The sequence below is a fragment of the Dolichospermum heterosporum TAC447 genome (assembly GCF_024584745.1).
In the GTDB taxonomy this organism is placed as follows: Bacteria; Cyanobacteriota; Cyanobacteriia; order Cyanobacteriales; family Nostocaceae; genus Dolichospermum; species Dolichospermum heterosporum.
This window is the reverse complement of record NZ_CP099464.1, coordinates 4262049-4277590: the sequence shown is the minus strand read 5'-3', so window position 1 is coordinate 4277590 and position 15542 is coordinate 4262049. Positions and strand designations below refer to the sequence as shown.

Here is a 15542-nt window from a genome sequence, read left to right as displayed (position 1 = left end):
CTCATCAGACTAGGAACCGCTATATAAAGCAAGGAATACGGAATGGGATAAATTTTCTTCTTCTTTCTTTATCCCTCCTGAATCCTGACTTCTGACTCCTTTCTCATGATTTATCAATTTTCCTTTCGTTACTTTAGTCAGAAATTCACCAAACCTATGATTACAAATCATGGAATTTGGGAAATCCGCGAAAGCATAATTATCCGCTTAATTGACGAAAAAGATCAGATTACTTGGGGAGAAATTTCCCCTATTTCTTGGTTTGGTTCAGAAACCATAGAACAAGCCTTAGATTTTTGTCGTCAACTTCCAAAAGAAATTACCAAAGAGATAATTTTTGCCATTCCCGATAAATTACCAGCCTGTCAATTTGCTTTTGAATCTTCAACCCACCCAGGTGGGTTTCGTCTGTGTAGCCGCGTTAGCGTGCCGGAGGCATCTTTCCAGTCGCCAGGTACTAATCTCACCTACAGCGGCTTATTACCAGCCGGAAAATCAGCTTTAAATCAATGGAGTAACTTATGGGAACAAGGGTATAAAACATTTAAATGGAAAATCGGTGTTAATGAAATCAATCAAGAATTAGAAATATTTGATTTACTCATTTCCAGTTTACCAACATCAGCAAAATTACGTTTAGATGCTAATGGCGGACTTACTTATCAACAAGCTAAATTATGGCTAGAAAAATGTGATCAATTCTCACCCAAAATTGAATTTATCGAACAACCTTTATCTGTAGATAAATTTACAGAAATGCAAGAATTAAGTAACTTATATTTAACACCCATAGCCTTAGATGAATCTGTCGCCAATCTCCACCAATTAGAATCATGTTTTCAGCAAGGTTGGCGAGGAATATTTGTAATTAAACCGGGAATATTCGGTTCACCATCTCAGTTAAGAGAGTTTTGCAAACAACATCAAATTGATATTGTATTTTCATCTGTCTTTGAAACCGAAATTGGTAGACAAGCCTCACTACAATTAGCCGCAGAATTATCCACAAATAACCGCGCTGTTGGCTTTGGAATTAACCACTTTTTTCAACAACAAGAAGCAAACTGGCTAGAAAGTCTATGGAAAACATTTTAGATAATATCCGAAATCATGATTGGCTAATTTGTGATCATAGCCAAGAATTACCAAAGATAGCAACAGAATTATATTTAAAATTAACCCAGTTATCAAATCCAAAAATCATCATTGCAGAAAAATCACCAGTGAGATTTTTAGGAAGTTTTATTGCTGCTTGTGCGGCTAAATGTCCAGTTTTTCTCTGTAACCCAGATTGGAGTCAAGACGAATGGGAACAAGTCTTAAATTTAATTCAACCAGATATAGTTTTAGGAATAGATTATCACTTTTCAAAATCACAAATTTCCAATTATGAATTACCAATTAGTAATACTATCATGATTCCTACGGGTGGTTCATCAGGAAAGATAAAATTTGCTATTCATACATGGCAAACATTAACTACTTCAGTGCGAGGATTTACAGAATATTTTCAAATCAATTCAGTTAATTCATTTTGTGTATTACCATTATATCATGTGAGTGGGTTAATGCAATTTATGCGTTCCTTCACAACAGGAGGTAAATTAGTCATAACCTCATCTAAAACCTTAGAAAATTCTCAATTACCAAATATTAATCCCCACGATTTCTTTATATCTTTAGTTCCTACCCAATTACAAAAATTCCTCCAAAATCCCGCATTAACTCAATGGCTATCCAAATTTTCTACTGTCCTTTTAGGAGGTGCGCCACCTTGGGAAGAACTATTAGAAAAAGCGAGATATCATCAAATTAGATTAGCACCTACCTATGGAATGACAGAAACCGCTTCTCAAATAGCAACTCTTAAACCGGATGAATTTTTACAAGGTAAATTTAATAGTGGAAAAGTCCTACCCCATGTTAAAATCGTCATTGATAATCCACCGGGAAATCTAAATATTCAAACTCAATCTTTAGCATTAGGTTATTATCCCCAAATCTGGGAAAATAGAAATAACTTTATAGTTGATGATCTTGGTTTTTTAGATCATCAAGGCTACTTACATATTATTGGCAGGAATAGCGACAAAATCATTACAGGTGGGGAAAATGTTTACCCAATCGAAATTGAATCAGCGATTAGAAGAACTCAAATGGTAATTGATGTTTGTGTAATTGGTATAGCTGATAAATATTGGGGACAAGCATTAACAGCCATTTATATTCCCAAAGATAAAAATATTTCCCACATAGAAATTCAAACTCAACTCAAAAATCAACTGAGTAAATTTAAAATTCCCAAATATTGGATTTCCCTACCAAACTTACCCCGTAACGTCCAAGATAAAATCAACCGTCAACAACTCCAAAAAATCGCCGAAGATATTCTGAAAACATAATACTTTAGATCCCCGACTTCTTGCAAGAAGTCGGAGATCTATGTCCTGAAATCACATAACCTCCTCCCTTGACCTTCTTCTCTCTGCGCCCTCTGCGTCTCTGTGGTTAGTTTCTAGCCAATGATTCATATAACTTGGTAATTCCAGCTTATTTCTACTATTTATATCAATACAAACGTGCCTAGTAATTGCCTTAGCAACTACGACTTCATCTATGATAATCTCATAGGTAATTTCAAACTTATCTAAACCTATTTTTTCTGCTAATAGACTAATCATTAAATTGTCACCACAATACATAGGACGTAAAAAATCTACATTTGTATGAACAATAGGAAAAGCCACAGATGGATTAGTAAAAAATGATTTAAGATTAATACCAGAAGCGGCTAATGAAACCTCATAAGCTTCATGACAAATTCTCAAAATGTTAGCGAAATAAACGACTCCAGCCGCATCAGTATCTTGAAATCTTACAGTGTAGTAATATGTAAAAGCCATTGCAAAAATGTCCTGAATTAAAATCTGCTATTACATATCATTTTACTTAATATTAACTTTTAATAAAAATCCCATGATCTCAGAACGCATAGATAATGTTTTTTGTCAATGCGTAAGTCCTAGTACAGCATGGCGCAAATAAAGTAACCATTCTTAATAGCTATTACGGGTTGAGGTAAATAAATTTCATGCTGTTATTGATGAATCGTTTCTGGGCGCAGACCCTGCTTTCTGAATTTTTCATGGTCAGAATCTACTAGTACAGCCTGGTGTAAATAATATGACTATTAAAAGCTCCGAAAATTTGATTGATTACAAGGCTTGAAAATGGTTTATTCACTTAGGGAACACCAAAAAATAAATTACCCAATTTTGTGGGATGGGCATCCTGCCTGTCCTTGATGATTAGCAGGCAAGATGCCCGCACCACAAGAAATTTTTGGGTATTTTTTTAATTGGAAGTCCCTTAAGCCGCAGTGTAGTAGTATCATAGGAATATTATTACCAAGTATAACTACGCATAAATCGGGATGACAGGATTCGAACCTGCGGCATCCTGCTCCCAAAGCAGGCGCGCTACCAAGCTGCGCTACATCCCGTAAAGCCATCAAAACCAAACTCCACACGAACCGAATCATGTATTGTTGGTTCATCTCGACTATCATATCACAAAAAATAAAAAATGCAAACCCAATGATCCAGAAAAATCAGATTTAGGGAAATATCCTCAATTCCCTAATCCCCACACCCCAGCTACCTGATCACTGAGGATACCAAAACATTCCTTTTATACCTTCAGGATCTGACATAAAGCCCATCGTCTTATAGAAATCTACAACATGAGGGTCGGCAAAAAGAGTGACATTACTAATTTCTTCACTCCTGAGTTTTTTGAGGACATATTTCATTAATGCCTTACCTAGTCCTCTACTTTGAAAATCAGGATGAACGACTACATCCCAAATAGTGGCATTAAAAGCATGATCTGAGGTAGCACGGGCAAAACCAATCAAACGCTTTTTGTTTCCTCGCACTTGCCACATAGAGGCTACGAGAAAACTATGCTCAATAGCTTTTTTTACTTTTCTAAGAGGGCGACGTGACCAGCCAACTGCATCACAGAGTTCTTCAAGTTCATAAAGGTCAATATCTCTTTCCGTACTGAAAACGATTTGATCCTTACTTACACTAGAATTACCATCAACTTCCGCTGTATGCTCATTAACAGCAGTGTTTTTATTTGTCGCTAAAGATTCAGGAGTGCTAAACCAAGTTTTCCAAAAACCCATGCCAATGCAGTTCGGGTAGTATGACTAAAATTGGTTTCCACTTTTAAAAAGTGTTGATTCACATTTAACGTCACTATGATTATTGCCGGCTAATTCACTAGAAACATTCTACGCGGTTTAGCGATTTGCAATACTCACAGCTAGTTATCCAGTGTTTCTTCCCAATCACTCTCAACTCTAGCATTTTGTTTTGACACTACTCCATAAAACTGAACCAAAGGCAAAAATTTTCCGAAATTCAAGGATCTTTCTCATTTTCGTGACTAGTTTCAGTCGCGTTGCTGTCATGACCAGATAAAACTCAGATCATCCTATGCTAATCAATATCAACTTCAATAACACAATGAGAATAAATAATTTAACTGATCCGCTGTAGACTTTAAAAGATAACATTATTTCTGATACAGCAGAATTCAGGAGTCACCGAGTCACCGAGTCACCAAGTCAGGACTAAAACTGCCTTGCTATCTGGCTTTGAATTTAGATCCTGTACCTCATTAATTTGCAATATGCTGTATCTAATTAAATTGGGGATACGTGAGAGGCACAAGACAACAGGTAACAGGTAAAAGTGCTTAATCTTCCCCCTGTCCCTTGTCCTCCTGCCCCCCTGCTCCCCTGCCCCAGTTTGTACAAAACAAGCAAGTCCTACCCGCAAAAATGGCTTCTGGTTTAAAATCTTCAACTCTAGAACTCCTGAAACGCTTTAATCGGGCGTTTCCCCAATTCTATGAGCAATTTGTTAGCAGTGAGATTCAACTTCAAAATTTACGCCTAGCATACCGTCTTTATAAAACTAAACGGGCTGTTATTGAGATGAAGCCAGAAGGGAGTAAAAGCGCCCTTCATTTTGCCTACCGCAATCAATCTTTCCTCTTGAGCGATATTTTTGGTGTCCTAGCAGCTTATGGTTTAACTATTCATGGTCTAAGTTTATACGGTCAAATTCGACCACCAATGCTGGTTTTTATTAAATTACTGGTATCTCGTGGCAATAAAGCACTAACTGAAAAAACTGCTGAAAATGTTTGTCGTGCTATTCGTGAGGCATTAGCAGGCACATTTGAGGTAGAAGAAATGCTGGCTGTAGAATTTAATCTTGATGCTGGTTTGGAACAGGTACAAACTGATTTCTATGTTGATCCTGTTTTTCATCTTCCGGCTTTAGTAATTGAAGCTGATAATCAACCTGGATTATTCTATAAAGTAATGTATGCTATCTGGCAAGAAGATCTGCTGGTGGTTAACGCCAATTTACTAGTTTGGCGCGGACGGACTCGACTAATTCTTTATTTGTTAGGTCCGAATGAAAGTCTCATTCCTGAATATTTAGGTCACAAAATCGCGGAAGGGGTGAAACATAGATTACTTAATCAATAAAATTAGCTCAGTAGGTTGGCGTTAAAAGTTGTTGTTATAACAAGGCAAAAGGTTTTAGATAATTGTACTTTTATTTACACATTTTGTTTATTTAACGTCCATCTGCTTAATTCAAAATTTTAATTTTTGAATTTTTGGTTCTCTGTTCGTGTTGAGTTGTATTGAGTCGCACCCACCCTTGAGGGTACGATATTTAATTATGGCAACAATAGAAATCTTAGGCGTTCCACATACTTATGAGCTAACTGCTCCCACATCATGCCCCCATACTTTAGTATTTATCCACGGTTGGCTAAATAGTAGCGTATATTGGCAACCTGTGATTTCTCGTTTATCGGTAGATTTGCAGTGTTTATCTTATGATTTACGAGGTTTTGGTGAATCCCAGTCTCAGGTGACATCAGATATAGAACTGACTGCTACAGACTCTAGTATGGTTAGTTTGTCTTTGGATTCTATGCACTCTCCATATGCTTATGCTCAGGATTTGGCTGTGCTTCTCCAACACCTGAATATTTCTAGCGCTTGGTTAGTTGGTCATTCCTTAGGTGGTACTATTGCTCTATGGACTGCGGCTCAACTACCTGATTGTGTTCAAGGTGTGATTTGTATTAATGCCGGTGGTGGGATTTATCTGAAGGAAGCTTTTGAGCAATTTCGCGCCACTGGGCAAAAATTTTTACAAGTCCGTCCCCGTTGGCTTTCACAAATGCCTTGGATTGATTTGTTGTTTACTAAAGCTAGTGTGTTGCGTCCTCTAGACCGATATTGGGCGCGTCAACGACTGATTGATTTTATTATTGCTGACCCTGAAGCTGCTTTGGGAACTCTTCTCGACTCCACTACGGAAGAAGAAATTAACTGTCTACCCCAATTAGTATCCAAATTAAAACAGCCAGTCTATTTTTTAGCTGGTGCTGACGATAAGGTGATGGAACCTAAGTATGTCCGCCATTTAGCAAGTTTTCATTGGCTTTTTCAATACGTGGGCGATAATGTGATTGAAATTCCCGATTGTGGTCATCTGGCTATGTTGGAACAACCAGAAGCCGTGGCTGAACATATTCGGTCATTAGTCATTAGTCATTAGTTATTGGTCATTAGTTATTGGTCATTAGTTATTGGTCATTAGTTATTGGTCATTGGTCATTGGTTATTAAGAAAATTCTTCTTTCTCCTGAACTCCTGAATGGGTGCGAGACCTGCGCCCCTAAGTCCCGAACTAATTTTCGTATAATTGCATGACTTGGTTCAGTGAGAGCCGGGAATGCACTCCTAATGTGAGGGGTGATGTTCTCCCAAGTGATAGATGTTCGGCGGCGGCACAGCCAATCATGGCGGCGTTGTCGGTACAAAATTTTAAGGGGGGGAATAAAACCCGGATGTTATGTTTGCTGGCTGCTGCTTGTAAATGCTTTCTTAGTCCACTATTAGCAGCTACACCACCACCTACGGTAATGGTATCTAGTCCATAGTTACGAGCGCAGGCGATCGCCCTTTTGGTGAGCGATCGCGCTATGGTATCCTGAAAACTAGCCACTACATCCGCTATTGGTACTTCTTTGCCCTCTTTCTCTAACTGCTGCACTAAACGTAATACTGCTGTCTTCAATCCGCTAAAACTACAATCATAAGGATGATAACCCCCACCAGGTAAAGAAATTTTGCCTTCCGGTAATGCAAAAGCTTGGGGATTGCCAGTTTGTGCCAGTTTATCAATTATTGGTCCACCGGGATAACCCAGTTTTAACAACCGCGCCACCTTATCAAAAGCCTCACCCGCCGCATCATCACGGGTTTCTCCCAAGGTTTCGTAGATACCATAATCTTTCACATAAATCAAGCTTGTATGACCTCCAGAAACAAGTAAGCTAAGAAAGGGAGGATTTAAACTTGGCTCACTCAAGTAAGTCGCGTAAATATGACCTTCCAGGTGATGCACCCCCAAAAAAGGCAAATTATGGACAATTGCCAGAGTTTTAGCAGCCGTTAATCCTACCAGCAACGCTCCTACCAGTCCAGGCGCACAAGTGGCAGCTACCCCGTCAATCTGACTCCAATCTAAATGACTAGATGCGATCGCTTGCTCTATTTCATAATTCAGCGTTTCTAAATGCTGACGTGAAGCCACCTCCGGCACTACCCCACCATATTGTTGATGAACAGGAATTTGTGAAGCAACAATACTGCTACATACTTCACGATTCTTAATAATTGCCACAGCAGTTTCATCACAACTGGTTTCAATAGCCAAAACGGTTGTCATAGGAGATTAATAGGGAATAGGGAACAGGGAATAGGGAATAGGGAACAGGGAATAGGGAACAGGGAACAGGGAACAGGGAACAGGCAAGAGGCAAAATGCAAAATGCAAAATGCAAGAGAATATATATATTCTCTCATATCTCCCCTACTCCCTGCCCCCTGCCCCCTACTCCCTGCCCCCTACTCCCTGCCCCCTGCCCCCTGCTCCCTGCCCCCTACTCCCTGCCCCCTGCCCCCTGCCCCTGCCCCCTGCCCCCTGCCCCCTACTCCCTGCCCCCTGCCCCCTACTCCCTGCCCCCTGCCCCCTGCCCCCTGCCCCCTGCCCTTTTCCCTATCTTTTGATTGAGAAGCTTTAACTTTTATTGACTTCAACTTTACTCAGTCCCCAGCCAAGAGTATGATGACTTCCTAGTTATCTAAAATAAAGACTGTACAAGCCGCTTCGTTTTGTACAAGAAACTTCTCATTTTGTAATAAAAGGAAACAACTCCATGAGACGATTGTTTGCTTTGCTTTTGGTGATGACTCTTTGGTTCAATTTTGCTCCTGAAGCTAAAGCACTAGGCGCAAATCTTGTTCCTTGTAAAGACTCTCCCGCCTTTCAAGAGCTAGCACTAAATGCCCGTAACACCACCTCTGACCCCGAATCAGGTAAAAAGCGGTTTGAACGTTATTCTCAGGCACTCTGTGGACCAGAAGGTTATCCCCACTTGATTGTAGATGGCCGTCTTGATCATGCTGGTGATTTTTTAATCCCTAGTATTCTCTTCCTCTACATTGCCGGTTGGATTGGCTGGGTAGGCCGTGCTTATCTCCAAGCAATCCAAAAAGAATCAAATGCGGAGCAAAAAGAAATCCAAATTGATTTGGGTCTTGCCCTACCTATCATCACCTCCGGTTTTGCTTGGCCAGCAGCAGCAATCAAAGAATTGCTCTCCGGCGAATTAACAGCGAAGGATTCAGAAATTACCGTTTCGCCACGTTAATTCATTTGTTTTCACTTACTCATTCTGGAGACTAAATTCATGGCTGAAAAAGGCGACGAAACCAACTACTTGCTGAAATTCATCTCTACTGCCCCCGTTGCAGCTACAATCTGGCTAACAATCACAGCCGGGATTTTGATTGAATTTAACCGCTTCTTCCCCGACCTACTTTTCCACCCCCTATAGGTTGAAAACACGGTTAGGAAAAGCTAAGTAAATTAGCTTTCTCTTCTGGATTGTTTAGCAATAAACAATCTTAAATAATGCATGAAACTCGTAATCTTAACTATAATTTACGGGTTTCATGCCTTAAAAAACTAACAACAGTGATTCAAGGAATCGAACAATAGTTATGGCAATAGCAGCAGGACGTGACCCCCAAAAAGGCGACCTAGAAACCCCCATCAATTCCGCCCCTTTGGTGAAGTGGTTTATTAGCAATTTACCAGCTTATCGCCCCGGTCTAAATCCTTTTAGACGTGGTTTAGAAGTTGGTATGGCTCATGGTTATTTGTTATTTGGACCTTTTGATAAGTTAGGTCCCTTACGCAATGCCCCTAATGCTAACTTAGCTGGGTTACTGGGCAGTATTGGCTTGGTTGTAATTTTAACAGCTTGCCTATCTTTGTACGCTAACAGCAATCCTGATAAAGCACTTGCTAGTGTTGCTGTACCTAACCCTCCTATTGATGCTTTCAACTCTAAGGAAAGCTGGAATAATTTTGCCAGCGCTTTCTTAATTGGTGGTATCGGTGGCGCAGTAGTTGCGTTCTTCTTGACAGGTAATTCTGGATTAATCCAAGGTTTATTGGGTTAATTTGATGACTGGTAATGGGTAATAGTTGCTAATTTGGGCTATTACCCATTCAGGGAAGAGGGAATAGGGGCAAGGGAACAGGGAACAGGGAACAGGGAACAGGGAACAGGGAACAGGGAACAGGGAACAGGGAATAGGGAACAGGGAATAGGGGTAGAAGCAGCTTGATAATTTCTACCCATAACTATCCATATATTACTGTTTGTCCAAGTCTTCAAGAAGTTGATCAACAAAATCCCTCAACCGTTGCTGCCAATCAGGGACGGTTTTAATTTTTTCCCTGACTCCAGGTAAAACCTTAAATTGCAAGGGTGATTTATCGGAGGCTACTTGATTTTGTGGCTTAAATTTAATCCGAGGCATTGCCAAATCTTAATATATCTGATATACTAGATATCATAACACAACATTGAAGGTCGAATCAATGCTTTTATCATTCAAAACCGCATTAATTCCAAATAACGGACAGGTTACAGCTTTTCGTAAAGCATCTGGAGTAGCTAGACACGCCTATAACTGGGCAAATGCTCAAATCAAGGATATTTTAGCTGCTCAAAAAGAAGGCGAAAAACTTAAATTACCCTCAGCGATTGACTTGCATAAAAAGTTAGTCGCCGAGGTTAAATCTGAACACGCTTGGTATTACGAAGTTAACAAAAATGTCCCACAAAAGGCGTTAACTGACTTACGCCAAGCATGGGATAGGTGTTTTTCCAAAACATCGAAACAACCCCGATTCAAGAAAAAAGGACAGCACGATTCTTTTTATTTAGAGTCAGGGACTAAGGCGAAACCGTTAATTAAAAACGATGGTAAAAGAATTAAATTACCGTCAATCGGTTGGGTACGATTAGCCATACCTTTACCAATTACCGCAACTCATAACTGTGTAATTTCCCGACAAGCTGATAAATGGTTTATTTCTGTTAAATACGAAGTTGAAAAACCTCCTATACTTGCAGACAGACCGACCATTGGCGTTGACATTGGTATCAAAGAATTAGCAGTTTGCAGTAATGGTGAAGTATTCAAAAACCCCAAAGCCTACCGCCGGATGAGTAAACGCATGAAACGTTTACAGCGTAGTGTGAGCAGGAAAATTAAAGGCTCTAATAACCGTAAAAAAGCTGTGAGAAAATTAGCTAAATTACACGCCAAAGTTTCTAATATTCGCAAGGATTCTATTCACAAATTAACCTACTATCTAGCTAAAAACCACAGCATAATTAAGATAGAAGATTTGCACGTTAAGGCATTTTTGAAGAACCACAAATTAGCAGGTGCAATTGCAGATTGTGGGATGTATGAATTTCAAAGGCAATTAGAGTACAAAACTGAGAAGTTTGGCAGTGAATTAATCCTTGTAGATAGATTCTTTCCTAGTTCGCAAATATGCTCTAACTGCGGTAATCATCGTCATAAAATGCCATTAAAAAGCCGCGTTTATGTTTGTCCTGATTGTGGACATAGAGAGGATCGTGACCTCAACGCAGCTAAGAATATTGACCGATGGTTTGTGGATATTTTTATCCCTGTAGCGTAGCGGTTCTTTTTAGGAACTACGGTCAGAAACGGTAAGTTCTACCGAGATTGTCTGTCGAGTGGAAAAACCTCTTAGAAGTCATTCTAAGACCACGATGAAGCAGGAAATAAACACTAAGATTATCGCTGTCCAGATGTGTCTAGACTTTGGTAATTTTGGGTAAGTTTTATAGAACGGAGAATTTGTTTCCCAATTACCAATTACCCATTACCAATTACCAATTACCCATTACCAGATATTTATTCAAAAATCGCCTTCTCTATTTCCTTTACAGCTTGCTCAAAATCATCATTGATAATTTTTATATCAAATTCGTTAGCAGCGGCAATTTCCTCTTCAGCACGTTGCAGACGACGAGAAATAGCATCTTCCGCGTCTTGTCCGCGCCCGCGTATCCGCTTTTCTAATTCTGTAAATGAAGGTGGTAAAATAAAAATACTGAGAGCACTAGGAAAAGTATGACGAATTTGTCTTGCTCCTGCTAACTCAATTTCTAGCACCACCAACTTACCAGCTTGAACGTGATTCAGCACAGCCTCACGGGGCGTACCATAAAAGTTACCAGCAAATTCTGCCCATTCTAAAAATTCGCCTTGAGTAACTAACTGTTCAAACTGACTCCGACTAATAAAGTGATAGTTTTTACCATTGATTTCTCCCGGACGGGGAGAACGAGTCGTTGCAGATACTGAATAATGCAATTCTGGATAACGCCGGAGAATTTCATTCATTAATGTACCTTTACCGACTCCACTCGGACCGGTTAAAACAATTAGTTTGCCCAGAGGCAGACATTCCTTCGTATTTGCACCATTATGGGTAGGTAAGACTTGCATTATCCGTGAAAAGAGTGAATTAATAAATACAAATGATTCCTTAGTCTTGTGTTAGCGACTAAAATAACTAATACCATTTTGAACTTGGGACTTGAGATGGTTAAATACCTATGGTATAAGCTTTTGCGCCAGTATTTCTCATCCTCACTCTTTAAAATAGCATCAAGACTAAAGAATTTGTAGCACTGGTGACAGAAATCCAGTCTAATTCATATCCTACAGCCGATATGGTACAAATAGAATTGGGTTGATAATTATGCCGATGATTAATTATCTACAACATGATGATCACGAGAAATGACAAACCGATTGGCTACTGTTTCTGGCTGAATCGCGGAGAGAATAACATGACTAGAATCAGTAATAATCACTGCCCTAGTCCGTCTTCCATAGGTAGCATCAACTAATTGACCTCTATCCCTAGCGTCGGTAATAATCCGTTTAATGGGAGCAGATTCTGGACTAACGATGGCAACGACTCTGTTGGCAGAGACGATATTACCAAAACCGATATTGATTAATTGAATTTCCATAAAAAAGATTTCAGCTAAACGAAAAATGAAAAGCTTGTAGTAAACTTATTCCCATGTTATCGCTAAAGAATGGTAGTTACAACGATTTAAACCACGTTAGCCAGAGTTTTTTCATAATTAATGCTTTTTTTAGCTGTATTATCCGCTAAATCTCCTAAAAATATTCCCTATGATATATGCAGAATTGTAGGGACAGAACCTATGCACCCCACATTCAGCAGGTGTTCTAAGATAAAAAATCATATCGGAGACAGAATAAGTAATTGGACAAAAATATTTACAGTCATTGCGAGGGAAGGGAAGCAATCACAACCCTGGGAATTGCCTCATTTAACTTCGTTCCATATGGCTAACGCCACGCTGCGCTAACGCAATGACATTGTGTAATTAATTCTGTCTCACTACTTAACCTGCCATTAAAAATACTTTGAGTATATTTACTTATGCTAAATGTGGGTAAAAACCCTGAAGTAAGATATTTATAGGGTATTTGTTGAATTTACATTTCGTTACATATATTCGTTAGACATCTCCGAGAATTAAATGTGCGTGACTTGAAACCCTTGTAGAGACGTTCCATGGAACGTCTCTACAATATTTTTCGGAGATGTCTATTGTTTAACGCCAACTTATTTATTTTTTATTTGGAAGTCTTTAATGCTTGCCATTTTTGTTGTAATTGCTGGTAGTTGGGAGTATGTCCACCATAACGCCAACTCACATAAGCATGACAGATTTCATCTATCACCTCAGCTATTTCTGGGGAATGGTGTTGGTATGCAAGCTGGGCATATTCTAGGGGTGTTTGACTAGGATGCTTACCTAAACCCTTGTTGGCAGTCCGTTGTAGCATTTGTTGGTACAGTCTTTCCATAGGCGGTAATTTCTTTAACCAACGCAAGTTAAGCCACTTCCGCCATTGTCCCCAACCCAGCCAAGCGAAGAAAGCGGCGATTGTCCCCAGGATTAAGCCGGTTAATATTCCTAACCAACCTTTAGTAAATAAACTGAAGAACCAAGCTACCCCTTGGAACAACCAGCTAAATATCGTCCCAAACACAGTATTTAAAATAGCTGTAATTGGTGAAGGTAACCAACCAGCTATCCAATTCCAAAATTGACGCAGCACACTAAAAGTTTGATCTTCTTCGATAGAAGGGGGAATCAAAGGATGTCCAGGAATTGGATCAAAGGTAAACCAGCCATACTTGGGGAAATAAACTTCTGTCATCGCATAGGCATCTGTATTACGGACAACATACATCCCCGTAAACGGATTAAATTCTCCTGGGGCGAATCCCGCCACTAGCCGTGATGGAATACCTACAGAACGTAGCATAATCGTTAATACAGTGGAAAAATGGTCGGGATAACCACCTTTATTTTTGAATAAAAAGCTTTCTACTAAATCATCCTTTTCATCCAAATAAGGCAAGTCCAAGGGATTGGTGGGTAGGGTGTAATTTTGTTTGACATACTGGGCTAAATAAAGAGCTTTTTCGTAAGCCGAATCTAGGCTTTTAGTTCCTGGAGAACGGGAAACCCGTTGTTGATCATAACTAGCCAATGCTTCTTCAGTTTGTTTTCGGACTTTATCGGCAATTTTTGGCGGGATTTGCAGATAATACTGTTTAATATTAGTTGGGTATTTAGTTGAGGCTTTAACCAATAAAGAGCGATCGCGGTAAGGAACATCTGAAACAACTGTATATGTTAGCCCTTCTGACAACTGCACTGGCGCACGTAAACCATCTTCCTGATCAATGGCTATGGCTGGAGTGGGAAAATACAAACCTTTGGGATAGGACATCGCTGGAATCAGGTTAGGCAATTCCGACACCAAATTGTAAGTTTGCACCACCTCTTTGGTGAGAGTCGTGAATGGTGGAGGATCAATAGAAATGCGGGCAGTCCAAGGTGATTGTCTGAGAGTGGTAACTTGATCATTACGGGAAATATTCCAACCTTTGCCTGTGTAATTGTCAAAGGCTAGAACGCGCCAAAAACCTTCAGCTTGCGATCGCACCCGCATCACCACCTTGGGTTTCATCTCTCCCCGCAGATTTTGGTTCATCTCGCTATTAAAACCGTAATAAAAATTATTATCTAATTTTCCTGGTTCACCAGCCTTTCCTGAGCCTCTACCACTATCATTACCACTACCTTGACCATTACCCTTACCTTCACGGACATAACCGGGATTAATAATACTCCTGCCTGTAAAATTATCTGGGACTTTCAGCGGCGCACTTACAGGAAAAGACCTCAGTTGATAACCAGGAAACCGAGGCAAAATAGCAAAAATCCCCAGTCCCAAAGCCAGAATCACCAAAAAATTTAAAATTAGAACCTTAAAATTGAAATTAGGATTATTCTTTTTGGCAGATTTTTCCGAAGTTGATGGCTTAAACCCTAGACGAGAACGGTAATCCAGAACTAAAGTGGGGAGAGCGATCGCCAAAAACAACAGCAACACAGGCGCAAAAGCCATAGTTTGGCTCAAAGTCGCCGCCACACCCACCAAAATCAACCCAATCACAATCGAATAGCCCAAATCCTTCCGCCGAGGCGTATCAAAGCTATGTAATACTTGCAATTGAATCAGTAACTCCGCCAAACTTAACCGAGTATCATTCCAATTACCAATAAACCGTCCAAAAAAAGCCCCCAAAGCCAACAACATTCCAATCGCAATACAAAACTGGATTGGAATATTGGAACTACGGCGACGGTAATAACTCCACCAGGTTCCAGCCATAGTCAGTGGAACAGTCCATAAACTAAATTGAGTCTCACCAGCAATATCCGTAGCCACAATCCCCAAAATTACCAGTACCATCACTAGCACTCGCAAAGGAATCGAATCTTCCACTTCTTTGACTAGGGATTTTCCTCTAGTTGGTTGCCACTGATTACCTAACGGTAAACGCCAAAACCGATTAATCCTAGATAAATTAAACATTTTCAAATAAGCAAAGCTATGATGTAGA

At 39.8% G+C, this 15542-nt stretch carries 15 protein-coding genes and 1 tRNA gene; 8 read left to right on the top strand and 8 right to left on the bottom strand.

What is annotated here, in order from left to right; all coding sequences use genetic code 11:
- Positions 1-105 precede the first annotated feature (105 nt).
- Together NG743_RS19255 and NG743_RS19250 are read left to right on the top strand one after the other, a co-directional pair.
- Positions 106-1095, top strand: a complete 990-nt coding sequence (locus tag NG743_RS19255) for an o-succinylbenzoate synthase (RefSeq protein WP_257120695.1) — start codon at positions 106-108, stop codon at positions 1093-1095.
- A complete protein-coding gene (locus tag NG743_RS19250) occupies positions 1080-2402 on the top strand; it encodes a 2-succinylbenzoate--CoA ligase (protein WP_257120693.1) in 1323 nt (440 codons plus the stop codon). The genes NG743_RS19255 and NG743_RS19250 overlap by 16 nt, the downstream gene beginning before the upstream one ends.
- Before the next feature lie 51 nt (positions 2403-2453).
- Here the strand turns inward: NG743_RS19250 and NG743_RS19245 are convergent, their stop codons facing one another.
- The 3 genes from NG743_RS19245 to NG743_RS19235 form a co-directional block, all read right to left on the bottom strand.
- Positions 2454-2903 (bottom strand): acyl-CoA thioesterase, encoded by a 450-nt coding sequence (locus tag NG743_RS19245; RefSeq protein ID WP_027402294.1) that lies wholly within the window; start codon positions 2901-2903, stop codon positions 2454-2456.
- A gap of 525 nt (positions 2904-3428) precedes the next feature.
- A tRNA-Pro gene (locus tag NG743_RS19240) sits at positions 3429-3502 on the bottom strand.
- 162 nt (positions 3503-3664) lie between these two features.
- Positions 3665-4192 (bottom strand): GNAT family N-acetyltransferase, encoded by a 528-nt coding sequence (locus NG743_RS19235; RefSeq protein ID WP_027402293.1) that lies wholly within the window; start codon positions 4190-4192, stop codon positions 3665-3667.
- Positions 4193-4852: 660 nt separating this feature from the next.
- Between NG743_RS19235 and NG743_RS19230 the strand changes: the two genes are divergently transcribed.
- Together NG743_RS19230 and NG743_RS19225 are read left to right on the top strand one after the other, a co-directional pair.
- Entirely contained in the window at positions 4853-5572 is a 720-nt protein-coding gene (locus NG743_RS19230; RefSeq protein WP_027402292.1) for a hypothetical protein, read from the top strand.
- Positions 5573-5771: 199 nt separating this feature from the next.
- Positions 5772-6662 carry an alpha/beta fold hydrolase gene (locus NG743_RS19225; RefSeq protein ID WP_027402291.1) on the top strand — a complete coding sequence of 297 codons (891 nt, stop codon included), beginning with the start codon at positions 5772-5774 and terminating at the stop codon, positions 6660-6662.
- A gap of 132 nt (positions 6663-6794) precedes the next feature.
- Here NG743_RS19225 and tsaD read toward each other — a convergent pair whose 3' ends face one another.
- The gene (tsaD, locus tag NG743_RS19220) at positions 6795-7838 is read right to left on the bottom strand and encodes a tRNA (adenosine(37)-N6)-threonylcarbamoyltransferase complex transferase subunit TsaD (RefSeq protein WP_027402290.1); all 1044 of its coding nucleotides are present in this window, start codon (positions 7836-7838) and stop codon (positions 6795-6797) included.
- Between the two features lie 490 nt (positions 7839-8328).
- Here tsaD and NG743_RS19215 point away from each other — a divergent pair, with 490 nt between their 5' ends.
- The 3 genes from NG743_RS19215 to NG743_RS19205 all read left to right on the top strand — a co-directional run bounded on the left by NG743_RS19215 (position 8329) and on the right by NG743_RS19205 (position 9640).
- On the top strand, positions 8329-8823 hold the full coding sequence (locus NG743_RS19215) for a photosystem I reaction center subunit III (RefSeq protein WP_027402289.1): 495 nt from the start codon (positions 8329-8331) through the stop codon (positions 8821-8823).
- A gap of 39 nt (positions 8824-8862) precedes the next feature.
- Positions 8863-9009, top strand: coding sequence for a photosystem I reaction center subunit IX (gene psaJ, locus NG743_RS19210; protein ID WP_035081674.1), 147 nt, complete (start codon positions 8863-8865; stop codon positions 9007-9009).
- 166 nt (positions 9010-9175) lie between these two features.
- Positions 9176-9640 carry a photosystem I reaction center subunit XI gene (locus NG743_RS19205; RefSeq protein ID WP_027402288.1) on the top strand — a complete coding sequence of 155 codons (465 nt, stop codon included), beginning with the start codon at positions 9176-9178 and terminating at the stop codon, positions 9638-9640.
- Between the two features lie 195 nt (positions 9641-9835).
- Here NG743_RS19205 and NG743_RS19200 read toward each other — a convergent pair whose 3' ends face one another.
- A complete protein-coding gene (locus NG743_RS19200) occupies positions 9836-10003 on the bottom strand; it encodes a hypothetical protein (RefSeq protein ID WP_168465365.1) in 168 nt (55 codons plus the stop codon).
- Between the two features lie 61 nt (positions 10004-10064).
- On the opposite strand from NG743_RS19200, the gene NG743_RS19195 reads away from it, so the two are divergent.
- Positions 10065-11183, top strand: coding sequence for an RNA-guided endonuclease InsQ/TnpB family protein (locus NG743_RS19195; RefSeq protein WP_257120691.1), 1119 nt, complete (start codon positions 10065-10067; stop codon positions 11181-11183).
- A gap of 239 nt (positions 11184-11422) precedes the next feature.
- Here the strand turns inward: NG743_RS19195 and gmk are convergent, their stop codons facing one another.
- From gmk to NG743_RS19180, 3 genes are all read right to left on the bottom strand, one after another.
- Positions 11423-12019, bottom strand: coding sequence for a guanylate kinase (gene gmk / locus NG743_RS19190; protein ID WP_193963070.1), 597 nt, complete (start codon positions 12017-12019; stop codon positions 11423-11425).
- A 266-nt stretch (positions 12020-12285) separates the two neighbouring features.
- On the bottom strand, positions 12286-12552 hold the full coding sequence (gene remA / locus NG743_RS19185; RefSeq protein ID WP_015080662.1) for an extracellular matrix/biofilm regulator RemA: 267 nt from the start codon (positions 12550-12552) through the stop codon (positions 12286-12288).
- A 640-nt stretch (positions 12553-13192) separates the two neighbouring features.
- Positions 13193-15514 carry a transglutaminase TgpA family protein gene (locus NG743_RS19180; protein ID WP_027402286.1) on the bottom strand — a complete coding sequence of 774 codons (2322 nt, stop codon included), beginning with the start codon at positions 15512-15514 and terminating at the stop codon, positions 13193-13195.
- Between the last annotated feature and the right edge of the window lie 28 nt (positions 15515-15542).